Annotated in this window: 17 protein-coding genes; 4 read left to right on the top strand and 13 right to left on the bottom strand. The window is 58.6% G+C overall.

What is annotated here, in order from left to right:
• Nucleotides 1–206: 206 nt before the first annotated feature.
• The 6 genes from msrQ to ACIQAL_RS30435 all read right to left on the bottom strand — a co-directional run bounded on the left by msrQ (nt 207) and on the right by ACIQAL_RS30435 (nt 6,201).
• Nucleotides 207–827, bottom strand: coding sequence for a protein-methionine-sulfoxide reductase heme-binding subunit MsrQ (gene msrQ / locus ACIQAL_RS30410; RefSeq protein ID WP_401152145.1), 621 nt, complete (start codon nt 825–827; stop codon nt 207–209).
• On the bottom strand, nt 827–1,840 hold the full coding sequence (msrP, locus tag ACIQAL_RS30415) for a protein-methionine-sulfoxide reductase catalytic subunit MsrP (protein WP_401152147.1): 1,014 nt from the start codon (nt 1,838–1,840) through the stop codon (nt 827–829). The genes msrQ and msrP overlap by 1 nt, the downstream gene beginning before the upstream one ends.
• 73 nt (nt 1,841–1,913) lie before the next feature.
• Complete coding sequence (gene pssA / locus ACIQAL_RS30420) at nt 1,914–2,762, bottom strand: CDP-diacylglycerol--serine O-phosphatidyltransferase (RefSeq protein ID WP_166598265.1); 849 nt, start codon at nt 2,760–2,762, stop codon at nt 1,914–1,916.
• Nucleotides 2,763–2,914: 152 nt separating this feature from the next.
• Nucleotides 2,915–3,931: a ketol-acid reductoisomerase gene (gene ilvC / locus ACIQAL_RS30425; RefSeq protein WP_166598266.1), complete on the bottom strand. Its 1,017-nt coding sequence runs from the start codon at nt 3,929–3,931 to the stop codon at nt 2,915–2,917.
• 52 nt (nt 3,932–3,983) lie between these two features.
• Nucleotides 3,984–4,475, bottom strand: a complete 492-nt coding sequence (ilvN, locus tag ACIQAL_RS30430; protein WP_093469284.1) for an acetolactate synthase small subunit — start codon at nt 4,473–4,475, stop codon at nt 3,984–3,986.
• Nucleotide 4,476: 1 nt separating this feature from the next.
• A complete protein-coding gene (locus ACIQAL_RS30435) occupies nt 4,477–6,201 on the bottom strand; it encodes an acetolactate synthase 3 large subunit (RefSeq protein ID WP_166598267.1) in 1,725 nt (574 codons plus the stop codon).
• A gap of 409 nt (nt 6,202–6,610) precedes the next feature.
• On the opposite strand from ACIQAL_RS30435, the gene ACIQAL_RS30440 reads away from it, so the two are divergent.
• Nucleotides 6,611–7,036, top strand: a complete 426-nt coding sequence (locus tag ACIQAL_RS30440) for a DUF4124 domain-containing protein (protein WP_401152152.1) — start codon at nt 6,611–6,613, stop codon at nt 7,034–7,036.
• A gap of 3 nt (nt 7,037–7,039) precedes the next feature.
• Here ACIQAL_RS30440 and ACIQAL_RS30445 read toward each other — a convergent pair whose 3' ends face one another.
• The 3 genes from ACIQAL_RS30445 to mrcB are packed head-to-tail and all read right to left on the bottom strand — an operon-like array spanning nt 7,040 to nt 10,470.
• Entirely contained in the window at nt 7,040–7,369 is a 330-nt protein-coding gene (locus ACIQAL_RS30445; RefSeq protein ID WP_401152154.1) for a YqcC family protein, read from the bottom strand.
• A complete protein-coding gene (locus ACIQAL_RS30450) occupies nt 7,362–8,132 on the bottom strand; it encodes a tetratricopeptide repeat protein (protein ID WP_401152157.1) in 771 nt (256 codons plus the stop codon). Before ACIQAL_RS30450 ends, ACIQAL_RS30445 begins: the two co-directional genes overlap by 8 nt.
• 16 nt (nt 8,133–8,148) lie before the next feature.
• Complete coding sequence (mrcB, locus tag ACIQAL_RS30455) at nt 8,149–10,470, bottom strand: penicillin-binding protein 1B (RefSeq protein WP_401152160.1); 2,322 nt, start codon at nt 10,468–10,470, stop codon at nt 8,149–8,151.
• A 133-nt stretch (nt 10,471–10,603) separates the two neighbouring features.
• Between mrcB and ACIQAL_RS30460 the strand changes: the two genes are divergently transcribed.
• The 3 genes from ACIQAL_RS30460 (at nt 10,604) to ACIQAL_RS30470 (ending at nt 13,120) form a co-directional block, all read left to right on the top strand.
• A complete protein-coding gene (locus ACIQAL_RS30460) occupies nt 10,604–12,139 on the top strand; it encodes an AAA family ATPase (protein WP_401152163.1) in 1,536 nt (511 codons plus the stop codon).
• Between the two features lie 101 nt (nt 12,140–12,240).
• Nucleotides 12,241–12,585 (top strand): pentapeptide repeat-containing protein, encoded by a 345-nt coding sequence (locus ACIQAL_RS30465; RefSeq protein WP_166598273.1) that lies wholly within the window; start codon nt 12,241–12,243, stop codon nt 12,583–12,585.
• A 247-nt stretch (nt 12,586–12,832) separates the two neighbouring features.
• Nucleotides 12,833–13,120: a TfoX/Sxy family protein gene (locus ACIQAL_RS30470; RefSeq protein WP_401152165.1), complete on the top strand. Its 288-nt coding sequence runs from the start codon at nt 12,833–12,835 to the stop codon at nt 13,118–13,120.
• Between the two features lie 218 nt (nt 13,121–13,338).
• Here ACIQAL_RS30470 and deoC read toward each other — a convergent pair whose 3' ends face one another.
• The 4 genes from deoC to ACIQAL_RS30490 all read right to left on the bottom strand — a co-directional run bounded on the left by deoC (nt 13,339) and on the right by ACIQAL_RS30490 (nt 16,951).
• On the bottom strand, nt 13,339–14,100 hold the full coding sequence (deoC, locus tag ACIQAL_RS30475) for a deoxyribose-phosphate aldolase (RefSeq protein WP_401152239.1): 762 nt from the start codon (nt 14,098–14,100) through the stop codon (nt 13,339–13,341).
• Between the two features lie 159 nt (nt 14,101–14,259).
• On the bottom strand, nt 14,260–15,027 hold the full coding sequence (locus tag ACIQAL_RS30480) for a heme ABC transporter ATP-binding protein (RefSeq protein ID WP_401152168.1): 768 nt from the start codon (nt 15,025–15,027) through the stop codon (nt 14,260–14,262).
• Nucleotides 15,027–16,010: a FecCD family ABC transporter permease gene (locus ACIQAL_RS30485; protein ID WP_401152241.1), complete on the bottom strand. Its 984-nt coding sequence runs from the start codon at nt 16,008–16,010 to the stop codon at nt 15,027–15,029. The genes ACIQAL_RS30480 and ACIQAL_RS30485 overlap by 1 nt, the downstream gene beginning before the upstream one ends.
• Before the next feature lie 50 nt (nt 16,011–16,060).
• The gene (locus ACIQAL_RS30490; RefSeq protein WP_401152170.1) at nt 16,061–16,951 is read right to left on the bottom strand and encodes a hemin ABC transporter substrate-binding protein; all 891 of its coding nucleotides are present in this window, start codon (nt 16,949–16,951) and stop codon (nt 16,061–16,063) included.
• Between the last annotated feature and the right edge of the window lie 9 nt (nt 16,952–16,960).

The raw sequence follows: 16,960 nt of genomic DNA on the forward strand, positions 1-16,960 counted from the left end.
TCTCATGTCAGCGGGAGGCGAATTCTACAGCGTTACAACCTGCTGTCAACCACCTTTTTCACCGCTGTCGATTCAAACACCAGAACCGAAGCACTCCCTCGTCATCTCGAACCTGTAACTCGTTGATCTTCAAGGAGTTTTCGGTTCCGACTGCGCCGGAAGTGGGGCGAATTATAGACACATCCAGAGGGACGTCAAGCACTTATTTAAGCTTTTGTTACAACAGGAGGTTTTTTATGGACGCGACGCGGGATTCGTCTCGCAATCACGGGGATTCTTAGCAATAACAGCAATACCCCTACAGCCGCATATATCGACCACTCTTTGAGATCGGCCCGCACAATCCACAGCATGTGCAGTAATCCAAGCCCGAGAATCAGATAAGCCAAACGGTGCAGCTTCTTCCATCGCGCCCCCAGCCGACGCTGGCTATAACGATTAGAGGTGATCGCCAGCGTCAGCAGGCACAGAAATGCCAGGCTGCCAACGATAATGTAGGGTCGCTTGACCAGCTCGACGCTCAGCTGCGCCCAATCGAATCCCAAGATAAAGAAGCCATACCCCAGCATGTGCAACAACGCATAGGTGAAACACCACAACCCGAGTTGGCGACGGACATGCACCCACCCCGCCCAACCGGTCACACGCTGAAGCGGCGTCATCGCCAGCGTGATCAGCAGCAGCACCAACGTGCCCAGACCAAAAAGATCCACCAGCGCCTTTCCGGGATCAGGCCCCAAGTCCAGAACCCAAGCCCGGTTCAACCAGTAAATCGGAGGAATACAGACAGCAACGAAGACGGCGAAGCGCCAAAGCAGATAACGCATCAATAGTTCTTCCGCAAATCCATGCCTGTATAAAGAGAGGCGACGTCTTCCCCATAACCGTTGAACATTTCAGTGGGCCGGATATTCGGGCTGAACAACCCACTAGGCAGTCGTCGCTCACGAGCCTGAGTCCAACGAGGGTGATCGACCGTGGGATTGACGTTAGCGTAGAAGCCGTATTCATCGGCGGCGATGCTTTGCCAAGTGGTTTTCGGCTGCTCGCTGACCAGACTGATGCGCACGATCGACTTCACGCTCTTGAACCCATACTTCCACGGCACCACTAGCCGTAGCGGCGCCCCATTCTGATTCGGCAGTTCGCGGCCATACATCCCTACCGCAAGAATCGCCAAAGGATTCATCGCCTCATCCAGTCGCAGCCCTTCTACGTAGGGCCAGTCGATCAGCGCGAAACCGGACCGTTGCCCTGGCATGGTCTTGGGGTCCTGCAGCGTTTCGAACCGGATGTACTTTGCTTTTGCCGAGGGTTCGACCTGCTTGAGCAAATCAGCAATAGGAAAGCCAATCCACGGAATCACCATCGACCACGCCTCTACACAGCGCAAACGGTAGATACGCTCTTCCAACTGATAAGGCTTGATGAAATCTTCGAGCGCATAACGACCCGGCTTTCCGACCTCACCGTCGATTACAACAGTCCAGGGTTCGGTCTTCAACGAGCCTGCATTTTGAGCCGGGTCCCCCTTGTCGGTGCCGAACTCGTAGAAATTGTTGTAATGCGTGGCGTCCTTGAACGGCGTAATGGCTTCGTTCTGAACCGTTATCGCCTGCCATTTTGTCGAAGGCAGTTTGTCACTGTACCAATGGGGCGCATTTCCAGCCTCAACCCCGGCGTATTGTGAGGCGTCGGCAGCTTGTGCCCATGACGGCAACGTACTGATCGCGAGCCCGGCCAGTGAGGCGCCGAGCATCGCACGACGTGAGAGATAGACCGATTCGGGCGTGACATCCGACTCTTTGCAGACGGACGCGGAAGGTGTCTTGATAAGCATGGTAACTCCGCAGCCAAGGTGAATGGCTCAACCTTATAGGCTGCGGAGTGCGGTGTGAAATGAATCTATAGTGCTATTTATGACGACGCAGGCGCAGCAGGTACTGAACAGGACCCGACGCGGCATAGGCGAGGAAAATCAGCAGCAGGATGCGTGGCGGATCACTGAACACGACCGCAAACACCAACACGACCGCCAGGATTGCCACGAAAGGCACGCGACCTTTGAGGTCCAGCTCCTTGAAGCTGTTGTATTTGATGTTGCTGACCATAAGCATCCCGGCAGCCGCTACCAACAACGCGACAAGGAACGACAGCTTGGAGCCCTGGATGCCGTAGTCGCTGAACGCCCATACCGTCCCGGCCACGACGCCCGCCGCAGCCGGACTGGCCAAGCCAATAAAGTAGCGTTTGTCAGCCTTGCCCACTTGTGTGTTGAAACGCGCGAGACGCAGTGCCGCGCCGGCAACATAGATAAAGGCGACCATCCAGCCGACTTTTCCCATGTCGCCCAATGCCCAGCCGAACGCCAACAACGCAGGGGCAACGCCAAAAGCGACCATGTCTGAGAGGGAATCGTACTCAGCGCCAAATGCGCTCTGGGTGTTGGTCATCCGCGCGACGCGCCCATCAAGGCCGTCGAGCACCATAGCGACGAAGATGGCGATGGCTGAAAACGCGAAATACTTGCTCGCCCCGGCCGCATCGCCTGCGCTCATCGCGCTTTGCGCACTCATGGCACTGATGATGGCGTAGAAGCCGGCAAACAGGTTGGCGGTGGTGAAGAGGTTGGGCAACAGATAAATCCCACGATGGCGGACTTTGCGCCCTTCGGCATCGTGCCCTTCTTCTATGTGCTCATCGATCGGTAGCAGGCTTTCGGCGTCAGAGGCCTGATTCGGCTCTTCGGGACGTTCGCTCATGGACAATACCTTGCAGCTATGAATTTTCGACAGGTGTTCGTGGCGCCGTTGCGCCAGCAAACGATGCAGCTTTATACCAGATGAGCCCCCATAACGAAAAAGCGCGACCCGAAGGCCGCGCTTTTCGTAAACCGTAATCAGACTACAGAAACTTAGTTCTTGGTCTGGTCAACGATTTTGTTCTTGGCGATCCAAGGCATCATCGAACGCAGTTGCTCGCCGATGATTTCGATGCCGTGGGCCTTGTTGTTACGGCGCTTGGCAGTCATCGATGGGTAGTTGCTCGCGCCTTCAGCGATGAACATCTTCGCGTATTCGCCGTCCTGGATGCGCTTCAGAGCGTTGCGCATAGCCTGACGGGATTCGGCGTTGATGACTTCAGGGCCGGTCACGTACTCGCCGTACTCGGCGTTGTTGGAGATCGAGTAGTTCATGTTGGCGATACCGCCTTCGTACATGAGGTCAACGATCAGTTTCAGTTCGTGCAGGCACTCGAAGTAAGCCATTTCTGGCGCGTAGCCCGCTTCGACCAGCGTTTCGAAACCGGCTTTGACCAGCTCAACGGTACCGCCGCACAGTACGGCTTGTTCGCCGAACAGGTCAGTTTCGGTTTCGTCTTTGAATGTGGTTTCGATGATACCGGTACGGCCACCGCCAACGCCCGAGGCGTAGGACAGCGCAACGTTCTTGGCGTTGCCCGAAGCGTCCTGGTAGATAGCGATCAGGTCAGGGATACCGCCGCCCTTGACGAATTCGGTACGAACGGTGTGACCTGGCGCTTTTGGCGCGATCATGATCACGTCCAGGTCAGCGCGTGGCACGACCTGGTTGTAGTGAATCGCGAAACCGTGGGAGAAGGCCAGGGTGGCGCCCTTCTTGATGTTCGGCTCGATTTCGTTCTTGTACAGCGAGGACTGGAACTCGTCCGGGGTCAGGATCATGACCAGGTCGGCAGCAGCGACGGCGGAAGCAACGTCAGTCACTTTCAGGCCGTGCGCCTCAGCCTTGGCGACAGTAGCCGAACCTTTACGCAGGCCAACGGTGACGTCAACGCCGGAGTCTTTCAGGTTGCACGCTTGAGCGTGGCCTTGAGAACCGTAACCGATGATGGCCACTTTTTTGCCCTGGATGATCGAAAGGTCGCAGTCTTTGTCGTAATAAACTTTCATGAAATTCCCCTGTTATCTTGGCTGTTCAGGCCATTCGCTAAATGTATGTAGGTTAGATGCTCAGCACTTTGTCGCCGCGGGCAATGCCCGTGACGCCGCTGCGTACGGTTTCCAGGATGGCGGTGGTGCCAATGGCCTGAATAAAGCTATCCAGTTTGTCGCTCGTCCCTGTCAGCTGCACGGTGTAGACACTGCTGGAAACATCAACGATCTGGCCACGGAAAATGTCCGTGGTGCGCTTGATCTCGGCGCGCTGGGCGCCAGTGGCCTTGACCTTGATCAGCATCAGTTCGCGCTCGATGTGAGCACTTTCCGACAGATCGACCAGTTTGACCACTTCAACCAGCTTGTTGAGGTTTTTGGTGATCTGCTCGATCACCTCATCATGGCCGACGGTGGTCAGCGTCAGACGCGACAGGGTCGGGTCTTCGGTTGGCGCCACGGTCAGGCTTTCGATGTTGTAGTTGCGCTGCGAAAACAGGCCAACGACGCGAGACAAGGCACCCGGTTCGTTTTCCAGCAATAGCGAAATGATGTGCCGCATATTAGGTACGCTCCGTCTTGCTCAGCCACATGTCGCGCATCGAGCCGTCTCTGATTTGCATCGGATAGACGTGCTCGGCAACGTCGACCTGGATGTCGAGGAACACCAGACGATCCTTCATGGCGAACGCTTCTTCCATCTTCGGCTTCAAGTCTTTGAGATCGGTGATCTTCATGCCGACATGACCGTAGGCTTCGACCAGCTTCACGAAGTCAGGCAGCGACTCCATGTAGGAGTGCGAGTGACGGCCGCTGTAGCTCATGTCCTGCCACTGACGGACCATGCCGAGCACGCCGTTGTTAAGCAGGATGATCTTGACCGGCAGGTTGTACTGCAGGCAGGTCGACAGCTCCTGGATGTTCATCTGGATGCTGCCTTCGCCCGTGACGCAGGCAACGTGCGCATCCGGGAAGCTCAGCGCAACGCCCATGGCGGCCGGAAGACCGAAGCCCATGGTGCCCAGACCACCGGAGTTGATCCAACGGTTAGGCTTGTTGAAGCGGTAATACTGCGCCGCGAACATCTGGTGCTGACCCACGTCAGAGGACACGTAAGCGTCCCCTTTGGTGACTTCGCACAGGGTTTCGATCACGGTCTGCGGCTTGATCAGGCTTCCATCGCCGCGGTTGTACGGGAACAGGTCGCCGCCGGCACGCCACTCATCGATCTGCTTCCACCAGGTCGCCACCGATTCCTTGTTAGGGGTCTCGCCGATTTCCTTGAGGGTCGCGACCATTTCGGTCAGCACGCTCTCCACAGGTCCAACGATTGGCACGTCGGCCTTGATGGTCTTGGAGATCGACGCCGGATCGATGTCGATGTGGATGATCTTGGCGCCCGGGCAGAAACGCGAAGCGCCGTTAATGACACGGTCATCGAAGCGTGCACCGACGGCCAGGATCACATCAGAGTGGTGCATCGCCAGGTTGGCGGTGTAGCTGCCGTGCATGCCGAGCATGCCGACGAACTGACGGTCCGTGCCCGGGTACGAACCGAGGCCCATCAGCGTGTTGGTCACAGGCGCGTTCAGCAGTTGCGCCAGCTCGGTCAGCGGCGCAGAACCGTTACCCATGACCACACCGCCACCGGCGTAGATGATCGGACGCTTGCCCGCGAGGAGCATTTCCACGGCCTTGCGAATCTGACCCGAGTGCCCGCGAACCGCCGGGCTGTAGGAACGCAGCTTGGCTTTTTTCGGGAAAACGTATTCGAACTTCTCGGCCGGGTTGGTCATGTCTTTCGGGATATCGACCACGACAGGACCAGGACGACCGGACTGCGCGAGGTAGAAAGCCTTTTTCAGGACTTCCGGGATTTCGGACGGGTGCTTGATCATGAAGCTGTGCTTCACGATCGGCCGGGAGATACCGATCATGTCGGTTTCCTGGAACGCGTCGGTGCCGACCATGGTGCTCGGGACCTGGCCCGACAGGACGACCATCGGGATGGAGTCCATGTAGGCGGTCGCGATACCGGTGATGGCGTTGGTCGCACCCGGACCCGAGGTCACCAATACAACGCCAGCTTTGCCGGTCGCACGTGCATAACCGTCGGCCATGTGAGTGGCAGCCTGTTCGTGACGAACGAGGATATGGCTCACGGCCGGTTCTTTGAACAGCGCGTCGTAAATATGCAGGAGGGCACCGCCGGGGTACCCATAGATATGCTCAACGCCTTCGTCACGCAAAAAGCGGACGACCATTTCAGCGCCAGATAAAAGCTCCACGTTGTTCACCTCTAAAACGCCAGAATACCGTCCACACAGGAGAAGACGGGTCTTAATAGGTTTACTGCCAGCAGAGCATGAGCGACGGTGGTCGCCGACTACGTCAGCACTGACTGAGCAAGTATTGGGAGCTCCCCTAAGTGTTTCGGGGTCATCCCACCCAGCGCGAGGTAACGCGTTGCGGGTGTAACAGGTCGACGCGGGTGTGCGCCTCATGATCTACCGAGACGGTCTGCTTCTGGCAGTCCCTCTACAGCGAACTTTGGATTGTTCTGATTCGTCCCTCTCAAGTCAAGTCATCGATGCGCTTTCTTCACTCACAGCCTATGAAAAAGCACCGAATGAGGTCGTTGCGGTCGGCTTGTGGTAGGTTTCACCCGTACAGCAAACGAAGTTCTAAGGAAGCAGTATGCGCTGGATGATTCTTGCCGCCACACTGACGCTGGCAGCCGGTTCGACCGCCAGTCAGGCCGCCCAGATCTATAAATGGGTCGACGCACAGGGCGTGACGCACTTTGATGCGCAGCCTCCGGTCGGGCAATCCGCCCAGGAACTCGAAACGCAAAAAGCCGTGACGCCACCACCCCCGTCCCCCGTTGGCAACCAGCCCTCGCAAGAACAGCAAACGGTCGACGCGAAGGTCAAGAAACAAATCGCGGCTCAGGAAGCCAAGCGCAAGGAATACTGCGAGACACAGCGCACCAACCTGGCTCAGTTGCAGAACAACCCGCGGGTGCGTGAGGAAGTGAACGGTGAGTTCAGGCGCTTCACTGAAGAAGAGCGCCAGGCACGTATCGCCGAGGTCAAGAAATCCATCGACGACACGTGTAATTGAGCGTCAGACCGACTCGGTGATCAGTCGGTCGAATTGCGCCAGCAGCGCTTGCAGGTTTCGCGCTTCCTGAGCACGGCTGGCGTAAACCATCTGCGCCATCTCCAGAATGCCCGAAGCGTTTGGCAGTGCGAGGTCCTGCTCCAGAATGACCTTCATTCGCGGCAGGAAAATCCATTGCAGCCACTGATCGAAATCCAGTGTATCGACACAGAACGGCTCGCGGCTCGATAACGCCTCGTCGCTGGGCGGCATTTCTTTCCACCATCCCAGCACACGCAATTCGCGCTCGATCAGCAACAACTGATCGGCGATCTTCGGGAAGCGTTTATCCATTGGCCTTCTGCCGGGCCAGCGCGGCACCCGCTGCGTCGCCTTGCTTCTCACGTGCTTGAGCGATCAATCCCCAAAGACTGGCCTGCAAACTCGCACGACCATTCGCATAGGTCAGGCCACGGCGAGCCAGCTGTTCCGCCTGAGGCGCGTCCCCCTGGGCCAGACGAACCTGCGCCAATTTGTAAAGCACTTGCGGTTCGCGAGGGGCAACGCGCTGAGCGCGCTCCAGACTCGACGACGCGCCGTTCAGGTCACCGCTGCTTTGCTGTTGCTGAGCGGTGGTCAGCAGCGCGAGAACCGGGCCGTCCAGTTGCTCATCCGCTGACAAGCCACCGCTGGACGCCGACGGAATGCCGGTGGGCGCGGACGACGGCATGTTGTAGGTGTTACTGGTTGCAGCCGGCGCGGTGTAGGTGTTGTTAACCGGCGCGGTGTTGATGGGCGCCTGATTGACGGGAGACGTGTCGATCGGTGCCGAATTGATCGGCGCCGACGTTGGCGGGACAAACGTCGAAATCGGCGCGGCGCTGGCGTTGGCACCGCCCGGCACCATCACCGTCACGCCGGAATCCTCTTGGATCGACTGCGTTTGCGTCGGGGCCTGCACTGGAGCGCGATACGCCGCATTGCGATTGGCTGAGACTCGCTCGCTGTTGGACACACGGGAACCCGAGTCCACCACCGGGATATTGCCGCGCGTTTGAGTCGCGCAACCATTGAGCAAAGCCAGAGCCGTTAAAGCCGGAATCCACCACTTGTTCACTTCACATCCTCTTCGCTTAGTTCAACCAGCCTTTGACCCAGTCCATCACCGATTCGGCAGGCGCTGTCGGCCCGCCGCACGTTGGGCCTGGTTGCGGCTCACTGCCACGAATATACGGCATCTGCACGGCACCCGGGCAGCTGGCATCGGTGCCTTGGCCAGTAGATGCGTTGACCCACGCCTGTACCACGTTGTCCGGCATGGCCATGTCCAGCGGGAGCGGGTCGGCCTTTTTCATGAAACTGGTCCATATCTGCAATGCACCGGTAGCACCGGTGAATGGCGTCTTGCCGTTGTCATCGCGGCCCATCCAGACAATCGCCAGCAGATCCTGACTGAAACCGGCGAACCAGCTGTCACGGGAATCGTTGGTCGTCCCTGACTTGCCCGCCAGGTTCAGCGTACTCGGCAACACGTTGTACACCGACTTGCCCGTGCCTTCGCGCATCACGCGCTGCATGGCATTTTGCAGCAGATAAATGGAGCCGGGATCGAAACGCTGCTGGATCTGAAACGGATAACGCTTGAGCGGCTCGCCCTCGGCTGTCAGGACACTGCGGATGCCGCGCAACGGCGTATTGAACCCTCCGCTGGCGATGGTCTGGTACATCGTCGCCACTTCGATTGGACTCAAGGCGCCCGCCCCTAGCAACATCGACGGGAACGCCGGCCAGTCGCGGGTGACACCCAATTTGGTCAGGGTCTTGAAGACATTCGGCACGCCCAGGTCCAGACCCAGCTTGGCGCTGGACAGGTTGTAGGAATGCGCCAACCCCTGATACAGGAAAATGTTGCCGTGAGCCTTATGGTCGAAGTTCTGCGGCTTCCATATCTGGCCGTCTGCACCCTTGACCTGAAACGGCTCGTCAGGCACCCAACTGGTCAGTGTGTATTGCTGCGGACGTTCGAGCGCGGTCAGGTAAATCGCTGGTTTGACCAGCGAGCCAATCGGGCGAACGGCGTCCAGTGCGCGGTTGAAACCCGCGAACCCGGCCTGACGACTGCCGATCAGCGCTTGCACTTCGCCCGTTTCCGGGTTGGTCACGACCATCGCCGTTTCCATGTCGTCCGCGCCCTTGCGGCCCGAAATCCTGGCGAAGCTCTCGCGAACGGCGGCCTCGGACTTCATCTGCAGAATCGGGTCGAAACTGGTGAAAATGCGCAGGCCTTCTTCGGTCAAGTCTTCGTCACGGTAGTCCTGACGCAACTGGCGTTTGACCAGATCGAGGAAGTCCGGGAACGAGCTGTCGGCCAGCGAGCCGTTTTTGGTCACACCCAGTGGCATTTTCTTCGCAGCAGCGACGGCTTCGGCAGACGCGACACCCTGCTGCTCAAGCAGGTCGAGCACCAGATTACGGCGCTCCAGCGCACGATCCGGGTTGCGGCGCGGGTTGTAATAGGAAGGACCTTTGACTAACCCTACCAGCAACGCGACCTGATGCAGCTTCAGCTCCGACAGCGGCTGGCTGAAGAAATACTGACTGGCGAGGCCGAAACCGTGCACCGCGCGCTGGCCATCCTGACCGACGAAGACTTCGTTGAGGTACGCCTCGAGAATTTCCTGCTTGCTGTAATGGATCTCCAACAGGATCGCCATCATCGCTTCGGTCAGCTTGCGGGTGATGCTGCGTTCGTTGGTCAGGTAGAAGTTCTTGACCAACTGTTGCGTCAGCGTCGAGCCACCCTGGCGCATCTGTCCTGCCGAGGCATTGACCCAGAACGCGCGGGCGATGGACTTGGGCGACACACCGAAGTGGTGGTAGAAATCCCGGTCTTCCACCGTCACCAAGGTATCGAGCAGATAAGGCGGCGCCTGATCGAGCTTGATCAAGATCCGGTCTTCGAGGTTTTTCGGGTACAGGCCGCCGATCAACAGTGGCTCGAGCCGTGCCACGGCCAGCTTGGAGCCGTTGGCAGCGGTCAGGTCGGCGACATAATCGCCATAGAATCGCACGTGAATCTGCTGTGCAGGGTCCGCACCTTCATAAAACTGAAAACCACGGGTATTCAGATCGACGTTATTGCCATTGACCGACGCAGCGCCCGGACCATTGGCGACGCTTTCGCGCCGGTAGCCCAAGGCATCAAGCTCGATCAGGAAATCGTCGCGAGACAATTTCTGGCCGACGAACAGCTCCAGCGGACGGGCGTAAACCTTGGCCGGGATCGTCCAGCGCTTGCCGGAGAATTTTTCCTGAACGATGGAATCGAGATAAACAGCGAAGCAGGCAAGCACCACCAGCCCGACAAGACTGAGTTTCAGAGCCCAGCCCAACAGGCTGCGCAAGCGGCTGTTGGTGGGTTTGGGGGATTTTTTCGAAGCGCGGGATCGAGTCATGGCGGCGGATTATACGCACTTTCAAAGCCACCGGCAGACCACCCTCGCGGCGGTTTGCAGCAATGCGCCGAGCGGCCATAATGGCCACCTTTAGTCACATCATTTTCGACTTATCATCTTTCAAGGATCGTCCGTGAGCCAGACACTGATTGCCGCGCTTCAAAATCCTGCCCTGTTCCCCCACCCTGTGGAGCAATTTCAGGTCATCGAGACGCATATTTCCTGGGTGCTGCTCACTGGCCCCTACGTTTACAAGATCAAGAAACCGATGAATTTCGGTTTCCTCGATTTCACCACTCTGTCGGCGCGCGAACACTTCTGCCAACAGGAGCTGAAGCTCAATCAACGCCTGACCAATGATTTGTATCTGGACGTGTTACCCATCACCGGGACCGCCGACGCGCCGCAATTGGGCGGCGAAGGTGAAGCTATCGAATTCGCCTTGAAGATCCGCCAATTCCCGCAGGATGGCCTGCTCAGCACCCTGCAGGCCAAGGGCGAACTGACGACGGCACACATTGACGACATCGCTCGCCAGATCGCCGAGTTCCACATGAGCACCCCCCGTGTGCTGTCGGAAAACCCGCTGGGGTCGCCTGAATATGCGATGGCCCCCGTCACTCAGAACTTCGAACAGATCCTGCCGTTTCTCACCGAGAAAGCTGACCTCATTCAATTGAATGCACTGGAAGCCTGGGCGAATGCCAGCTACGAGCGTCTGAAGCCGTTGATGGGCCGCCGCAAGACCGACGGTTTCATCCGCGAATGCCATGGCGACATTCACCTCGGCAACATCACGTTGATCGACGGCAAGGTCGTGATCTTCGACTGCATCGAATTCAACGAACCGTTCCGCATGACCGACGTATATGCCGACATCGGTTTCCTCGCCATGGACCTGGAAGATCGAGGTCTGAAAAGCCTGTCACGTCGCCTCATCAGCCAGTACCTCGAACACACCGGCGATTACGAAGGTCTGGAGCTGCTTAATTTCTACAAGGCATACCGCGCACTCGTTCGGGCGAAAGTGGCTCTGTTCAGCCTGTCTGCGGATGCCGATCATGTGCAGCGCGCCACTACCCTGCGCCAGTACCGCAACTACGCCAATCTGGCGGAAAGCTACAGCGCGATCCCGTCGAACTTCCTGGCCATCACTCACGGCGTTTCGGCCGTCGGCAAAAGCCACGTGGCGATGCGCCTGGTCGAAGCGCTCGGCGCCGTTCGCCTGCGTTCGGACGTGGAGCGCAAACGCCTCTTCGGCGACAGCCAGGATCTGTATTCGGCAGATGTCAGCAGAAAGACCTACCAGCGTTTGAACGAACTGGCTGCGGTCGTCCTGCATGCAGGCTTCCCGGTAGTGATCGATGCCACGTTCCTCAAACTCGACCAACGCCAGGCAACCGCAAAAGTGGCCGAAGCCACCGGCGCGCCGTTCCTGATCCTCGACTGCGCCGCACCGAAAGCCGTCATTCAGGGCTGGCTCGCGCAACGTCAGGCACAGAACAGCGACCCTTCCGACGCAACGATGGAAATCATTGAGGCTCAGTTGGCGAATCGTGAGCCATTGACCGCCGACGAAACGCTTCGTAGTCGCCACGTCGAAACCAACCTGAGTGGTGATCTGGATAAGTTGGTGGATGACATCCGCCAATACCTGCCGGGCTTGTAAGCCGCCGAGCCACCAGTCATCGAATCGTGAAGTCTGTCACTTCACGGCTCGATGATAGTGGCATTATAATGGCGTCAGAATTCCAACAAGGTGACGCCAACATGAACCAGCCCAAGCAGCTCGACTCGCCGCTTTTCGCGCTTCTGCGGAAAGATGATGTCAATGCCTTTAACCTTCAACGCCCGAAAGGCGGTCCTATCGACCTCGCGGGCGGTGATTTCCGTGGGCTGGATTTGCGTGAACTCAACGCCGAGGAAATCGACTTCAGCGACGCCTACTTCCGTTCCGCAGATTTGCGCGGTGTCGATTTCCGCACTGCGTCGCTGGAAGGCGCCAGCATTGCCCACGCACAAATCTCAGGCGCTTATTTCCCCGCCGAATTGAGCGCTGACGAGATACTGATGTCTGTCAACTTTGGTACTCGCCTGCGGTATCGCACTCGCTGACACATTCGGCACGCTTCAAACGACTCACCTGTCCCTGCCCTGCATGCACAGACATGCCGGGCCCGCGCTGGCGCACTGTCACCTCACGCTACCGTTCGGCGGCTGAACCGCGAATTTCGCTCGCCCGATTCGAGCAACGCGCTGAGTGGATCTACACTCATTCCATGTCTTGCATCTGCAGTTTTTACAAGACCAGGAGGTACCCAAAGGGAGCTGTACACACGGAGCGACACCCGCAGGAGGCATCATGGAAGACGAGCTGCTACAGATGAAAAATCTGGGCAAAACCTCCGCCCAATGGCTACACGCCGCGGGCATTCACAACGCTGCCGACCTTCGCCGACTCGGCCCCATCCTCGCCTACAGAGCTGTCAAAGCCCGCGACTTTCGAACGTCCAAAGCCCTGCTGTACTACATTGCAGGCGCACTGAACGACCTGGATTGGCGTGATCTCACCCAAGCAGACAAAGCCCGGCTGGATGGAGAACTGAGCAGACTCTGCCCCAATCCGAAGAACGCAGATTGCCAAACCTGAAAATTGTTTGAGATTGCCTGTTGACTTACAAATGAGAATCACTATGATTATCACATCCGGTCGCGAGACTGGCTGGTAACCTGAAAGGCTCCTTGGTTCGGACTCTCAGATTATCTCCTCATCAGGCTAATCACGGTTTTTGACCCGGCTTTTTGCCGGGTCTTTTTTTGCCATCCGTTTGGGCCGTTCGTGGCCGACGACTCGTGTTGCCCAGCCTTTCAAGACCGGACCCCCAGGTACGCCAAAAGATCATCCAGCAGGCTTGCGCCACTCAGCCGAACTCGTGTGGGCTCAGCCCAGAACGGGCCAAACTTCCGTTGAACGACATCCAGATATGTCCGAGCCTCTTCAAGCGTACGAACATTTCCGGACGCCTTGAATCCCACCTGTGCGCCCATCTCGGCAATGGCTTCGATGAGTATCCGGGCGGCTTGCGACGTGGTGCCCGCTGCCTGCTTGCCGGTGCTCGTCTTAAGGAATGACGCCCCCTCTCGAATAGCCGTGCGACACACCTGATGGATGATTTGCGGATCACGCAAAACGCCGGTCTCCAACGTAATCGTCAGCAATCCACGTTGCCCACACTTGGCCCTGCACGCAGCGATCATCTCGGCCCCGACCGTTTTGTCACCACTCAATTGGGCGTGGAAGGGGTACACCAGATCGATCTCGTCGGCGCCGGTGAGCATGGCTGAATGTGTTTCCGACTCGACAGCACTGACCGAAGCGCCGCCATTCGGGAAGTTGACCGCTGCCACGACTTTGACTTCCCGCGCCAGCAGGCTGTCGAGCGTCCGTCGTGCCAGCCCGGCAAATCGAGGCAGCACGGAGACAGCGGCAACATTCCCTACAGGCGTCAGCGCCCGTTCACACAACGCGACGATGCGTTCCGTCGTGTCATCGATATTCAACGACGTCAGTTCCAGCAGGCCTATCGCTTTCTGAGCAACGGCTTCGTCACTCTCATACACCCGATCCATCACGCACTCCTCGACAACCTGCGAACTCCAGGTAGCGACGATAATCCAGTCGAAGGCCGCGTGAACGGCCATGCGCGTGCCAGAGAGCGGACCTACGCGACTATCAGAAATATCTTAAGGAAATTGCCTTCAAAAGAAGTGGGATCGTAAGGCTACACGTCATCGAGCGATGATCAGTGGGTGCCCACGTTCGGGGTGCCGTTGCACCAAGACCTCAAGGCCAAACACTGCCCTCAATGCGTCCGGCACCAGCACCTCGTCCGGAGTGCCCAGAGCAAAAGGGCGACCTGATTCGAGCATTAACAATCTGTCGCAATAACGTGCAGCCAGGTTGAGGTCATGCAGGATCACCATCACCGCGCCACCGCGATCCGCGAATCCGCGCACGGCCTGCAACGTGGTGTGCTGATGCAACGGGTCGAGCATTGAGGTCGGCTCATCCAGCAACAACGTTTGCCCTCCCTCTCCGGGCCATAACTGCGCCAGCACCCGAGATAAATGCACCCGCTGACGTTCACCTCCGGACAGGGCAAGGTAACTGCGATCCATCAGGTGCAAGGCGTCGGCGGCTTCGAGAGAACCCCGAACAATTTCGGCATCCCGTTGCCGGCCGGTGTCATGAGGCAATCGGCCCATGGCCACCACATCCCGAACACTGAACGCAAAGCTCAGCGTCGAACTTTGCGGCAATACCGCCAGACGCCGAGCGCGCTGCTGTCCCGTCCAGTACGACAATGGCTGATCATCGAGCCACAGTTGCCCCTGCGTCGTTTTCAGCTCGCCGCACAGTGCGCTGAGCAATGTGCTTTTCCCTGCACCGTTGGGTCCCAGTACGCCTAGCATTTCGCCGGGCTTGATCGTCAAATCAACATCGGCCAACACGCATTTTCCATCGCGATGCACGCTGATATTTTCGGCTCTCATCATCAGGCGCGCCCTCTCACCAGCAGAAACAGAAAGAACGGTGCCCCGATGAAAACGGTCACGATACCAATCGGCAATTCAGCCGGTGCCAGCACCAGACGGGCAAACACGTCGGCGAGCAACAAGAGACTTGCCCCTGCGAGCGCCGACGCGGGCAGTACGACCCGATGATCAGGCCCCGCGATCAGCCGCACCAGATGCGGCACGATCAACCCGACGAAACCAATGAGGCCAGCTGCAGCGACGGCGGCGCCCACCCCTAGCGCGATGCAGAGGATGAGCTCGCGCTTCAGCCGTTCGACCTCGATCCCCAAATGACGGGCTTCCGACTCCCCGAGCAGCAGCGCATTCAAGGCTTTTGCCCGGCGCGGCAGCCAGGCGATGACGAGCCCACAGACCAGCAGCAACGGCCATAGCCTCGCGTAACTTGCACCGTTGAGCGTGCCCAGGTTCCAGAACGTCAGAGTGCGCAATGCCGCGTCATCTGCCAGATAGGTGAACAGACCGATGATCGAGCCGGCCAGCGCGGTCATTGCCACACCTGCCAGCAGCATGACGCCGACGCTGGTCTGACCGTCCCGACGACCGAGGCGATAGACGATACCTGTCACGATAAGTCCACCTGCGAAGGCACAGATCGACAACAGATAAGGGGCGAGTGCTTCCGGTAAACCGCCCAGTGACGCACCCGCGACGATCGCGACCGCTGCTCCCAACGCGGCACCGCTGGACACGCCGACCAAACCGGGGTCGGCCAGTGGGTTGCGAAACAGGCCCTGCATGGCCACGCCTGACAGTGCCAGCACCGCCCCCACTGCCAGGCCCAGCAAGGTCCGGGGCACGCGAATCTGACCGAGGATCAGTTCGGCCTGTTGCAGATTCTCGCCCTCCACGGGAAAGCCCAACAGGCGTAACCCGGCACGCAGGGTGTCCATGAGTGGCAGGCTGATCGGCCCGAGCGAGAGAGACAGCCATATCGCTACCACACAGACGACGCTCAGGGCGACGAACAACGCGCGGGGTTGCAGAATGACCCTCATTGAGCGGGCGAGACCTTGGCCTTGAGGTCGGTATCCGTGGTGTAAAACGCTTTGCCGAGGGTCTGCATTGCCTCGGGAAGGCGTGGCCCCAGACCGCCCACCAGCAACGTCGGGTCCACTTCAATCAGGCGATTCTGCTGAACGGCACGGGTAGCGCCTAACAGCGGGTTTTCCCGAAGCAGCGCCTCCCGAGACGACGCGCCGTTTTGCGCGCGGTCTGTGAACACCAACACGTCAGGGCTGAGTCCAGCCATCGCTTCTGCAGAAAAAACCTTGTAGCCCGCATGGGTCGCCAGATTCCGACCGCCTGCCTGTTTGATCAGCCAGTCCCCGACCGTCCCCGTTCCCGCCACCATCGGCGCGGCGCCCGCATGGCTGACCAACAGCAACACGCCTGGCACAGGTTGATGCTGCTGCGCCCGAGCCACCCAGTTTTGCTGGACGTCCAGACGCTTTGCATACTGCTCGCTCAGTTCATTCGCCTGCACCTGTTTGTCGAGCAAGACCCCCAGCTTTCGCAGGTTGCTTTGAAGCGCACTCACGTCAGCACCGGCGGAAAACACCTCGACCTTCACTCCCGCTGCACGCAATTGATCCAGCACGGGAGGCGGCCCCATTTCTTCCGTTCCCACCAGAACATTCGGACGCAGACTGAGGATGCCTTCAGACGACAACTGTCGTTGGTAGCCAATACTCGGCAGCGATTTGATGGACGGCGGGTGCTGACTGGTACTGTCGATGCCCACCAGGTTCGCCTCACCCCCCAGCGCCACGACCCACTCGGTCAGCGCGCCGCCCGCGCTGACCCAGCGCTGCGTGTCTGCCGATACCACGTGAGTGAATGAGAGCCCGATCAGGATGCCAGCCAGCTTGGCGAGAAAACGCATGGGGGAGGA

It is taken from the genome of Pseudomonas sp. NPDC088368 (genome assembly GCF_044753445.1).
GTDB lineage: Bacteria > Pseudomonadota > Gammaproteobacteria > Pseudomonadales > Pseudomonadaceae > Aquipseudomonas > Aquipseudomonas bambusae.

Bases quoted from the DNA above. Each gene is read 5' to 3' on its own strand.
- ACIQAL_RS30440 (WP_401152152.1), top strand. From the start codon at position 6,611: ATGCGCTGGATGATTCTTGCCGCCACACTGACGCTGGCAGCCGGTTCG.
- msrP (WP_401152147.1), bottom strand. From the start codon at position 1,840: ATGCTTATCAAGACACCTTCCGCGTCCGTCTGCAAAGAGTCGGATGTC.
- ACIQAL_RS30470 (WP_401152165.1), top strand. From the start codon at position 12,833: ATGGAAGACGAGCTGCTACAGATGAAAAATCTGGGCAAAACCTCCGCC.
- ilvC (WP_166598266.1), bottom strand. From the start codon at position 3,931: ATGAAAGTTTATTACGACAAAGACTGCGACCTTTCGATCATCCAGGGC.
- ilvN (WP_093469284.1), bottom strand. From the start codon at position 4,475: ATGCGGCACATCATTTCGCTATTGCTGGAAAACGAACCGGGTGCCTTG.
- ACIQAL_RS30480 (WP_401152168.1), bottom strand. From the start codon at position 15,027: ATGATGAGAGCCGAAAATATCAGCGTGCATCGCGATGGAAAATGCGTG.
- deoC (WP_401152239.1), bottom strand. From the start codon at position 14,100: ATGGATCGGGTGTATGAGAGTGACGAAGCCGTTGCTCAGAAAGCGATA.
- ACIQAL_RS30445 (WP_401152154.1), bottom strand. From the start codon at position 7,369: ATGGATAAACGCTTCCCGAAGATCGCCGATCAGTTGTTGCTGATCGAG.
- mrcB (WP_401152160.1), bottom strand. From the start codon at position 10,470: ATGACTCGATCCCGCGCTTCGAAAAAATCCCCCAAACCCACCAACAGC.
- msrQ (WP_401152145.1), bottom strand. From the start codon at position 827: ATGCGTTATCTGCTTTGGCGCTTCGCCGTCTTCGTTGCTGTCTGTATT.
- ACIQAL_RS30465 (WP_166598273.1), top strand. From the start codon at position 12,241: ATGAACCAGCCCAAGCAGCTCGACTCGCCGCTTTTCGCGCTTCTGCGG.
- ACIQAL_RS30490 (WP_401152170.1), bottom strand. From the start codon at position 16,951: ATGCGTTTTCTCGCCAAGCTGGCTGGCATCCTGATCGGGCTCTCATTC.
- pssA (WP_166598265.1), bottom strand. From the start codon at position 2,762: ATGAGCGAACGTCCCGAAGAGCCGAATCAGGCCTCTGACGCCGAAAGC.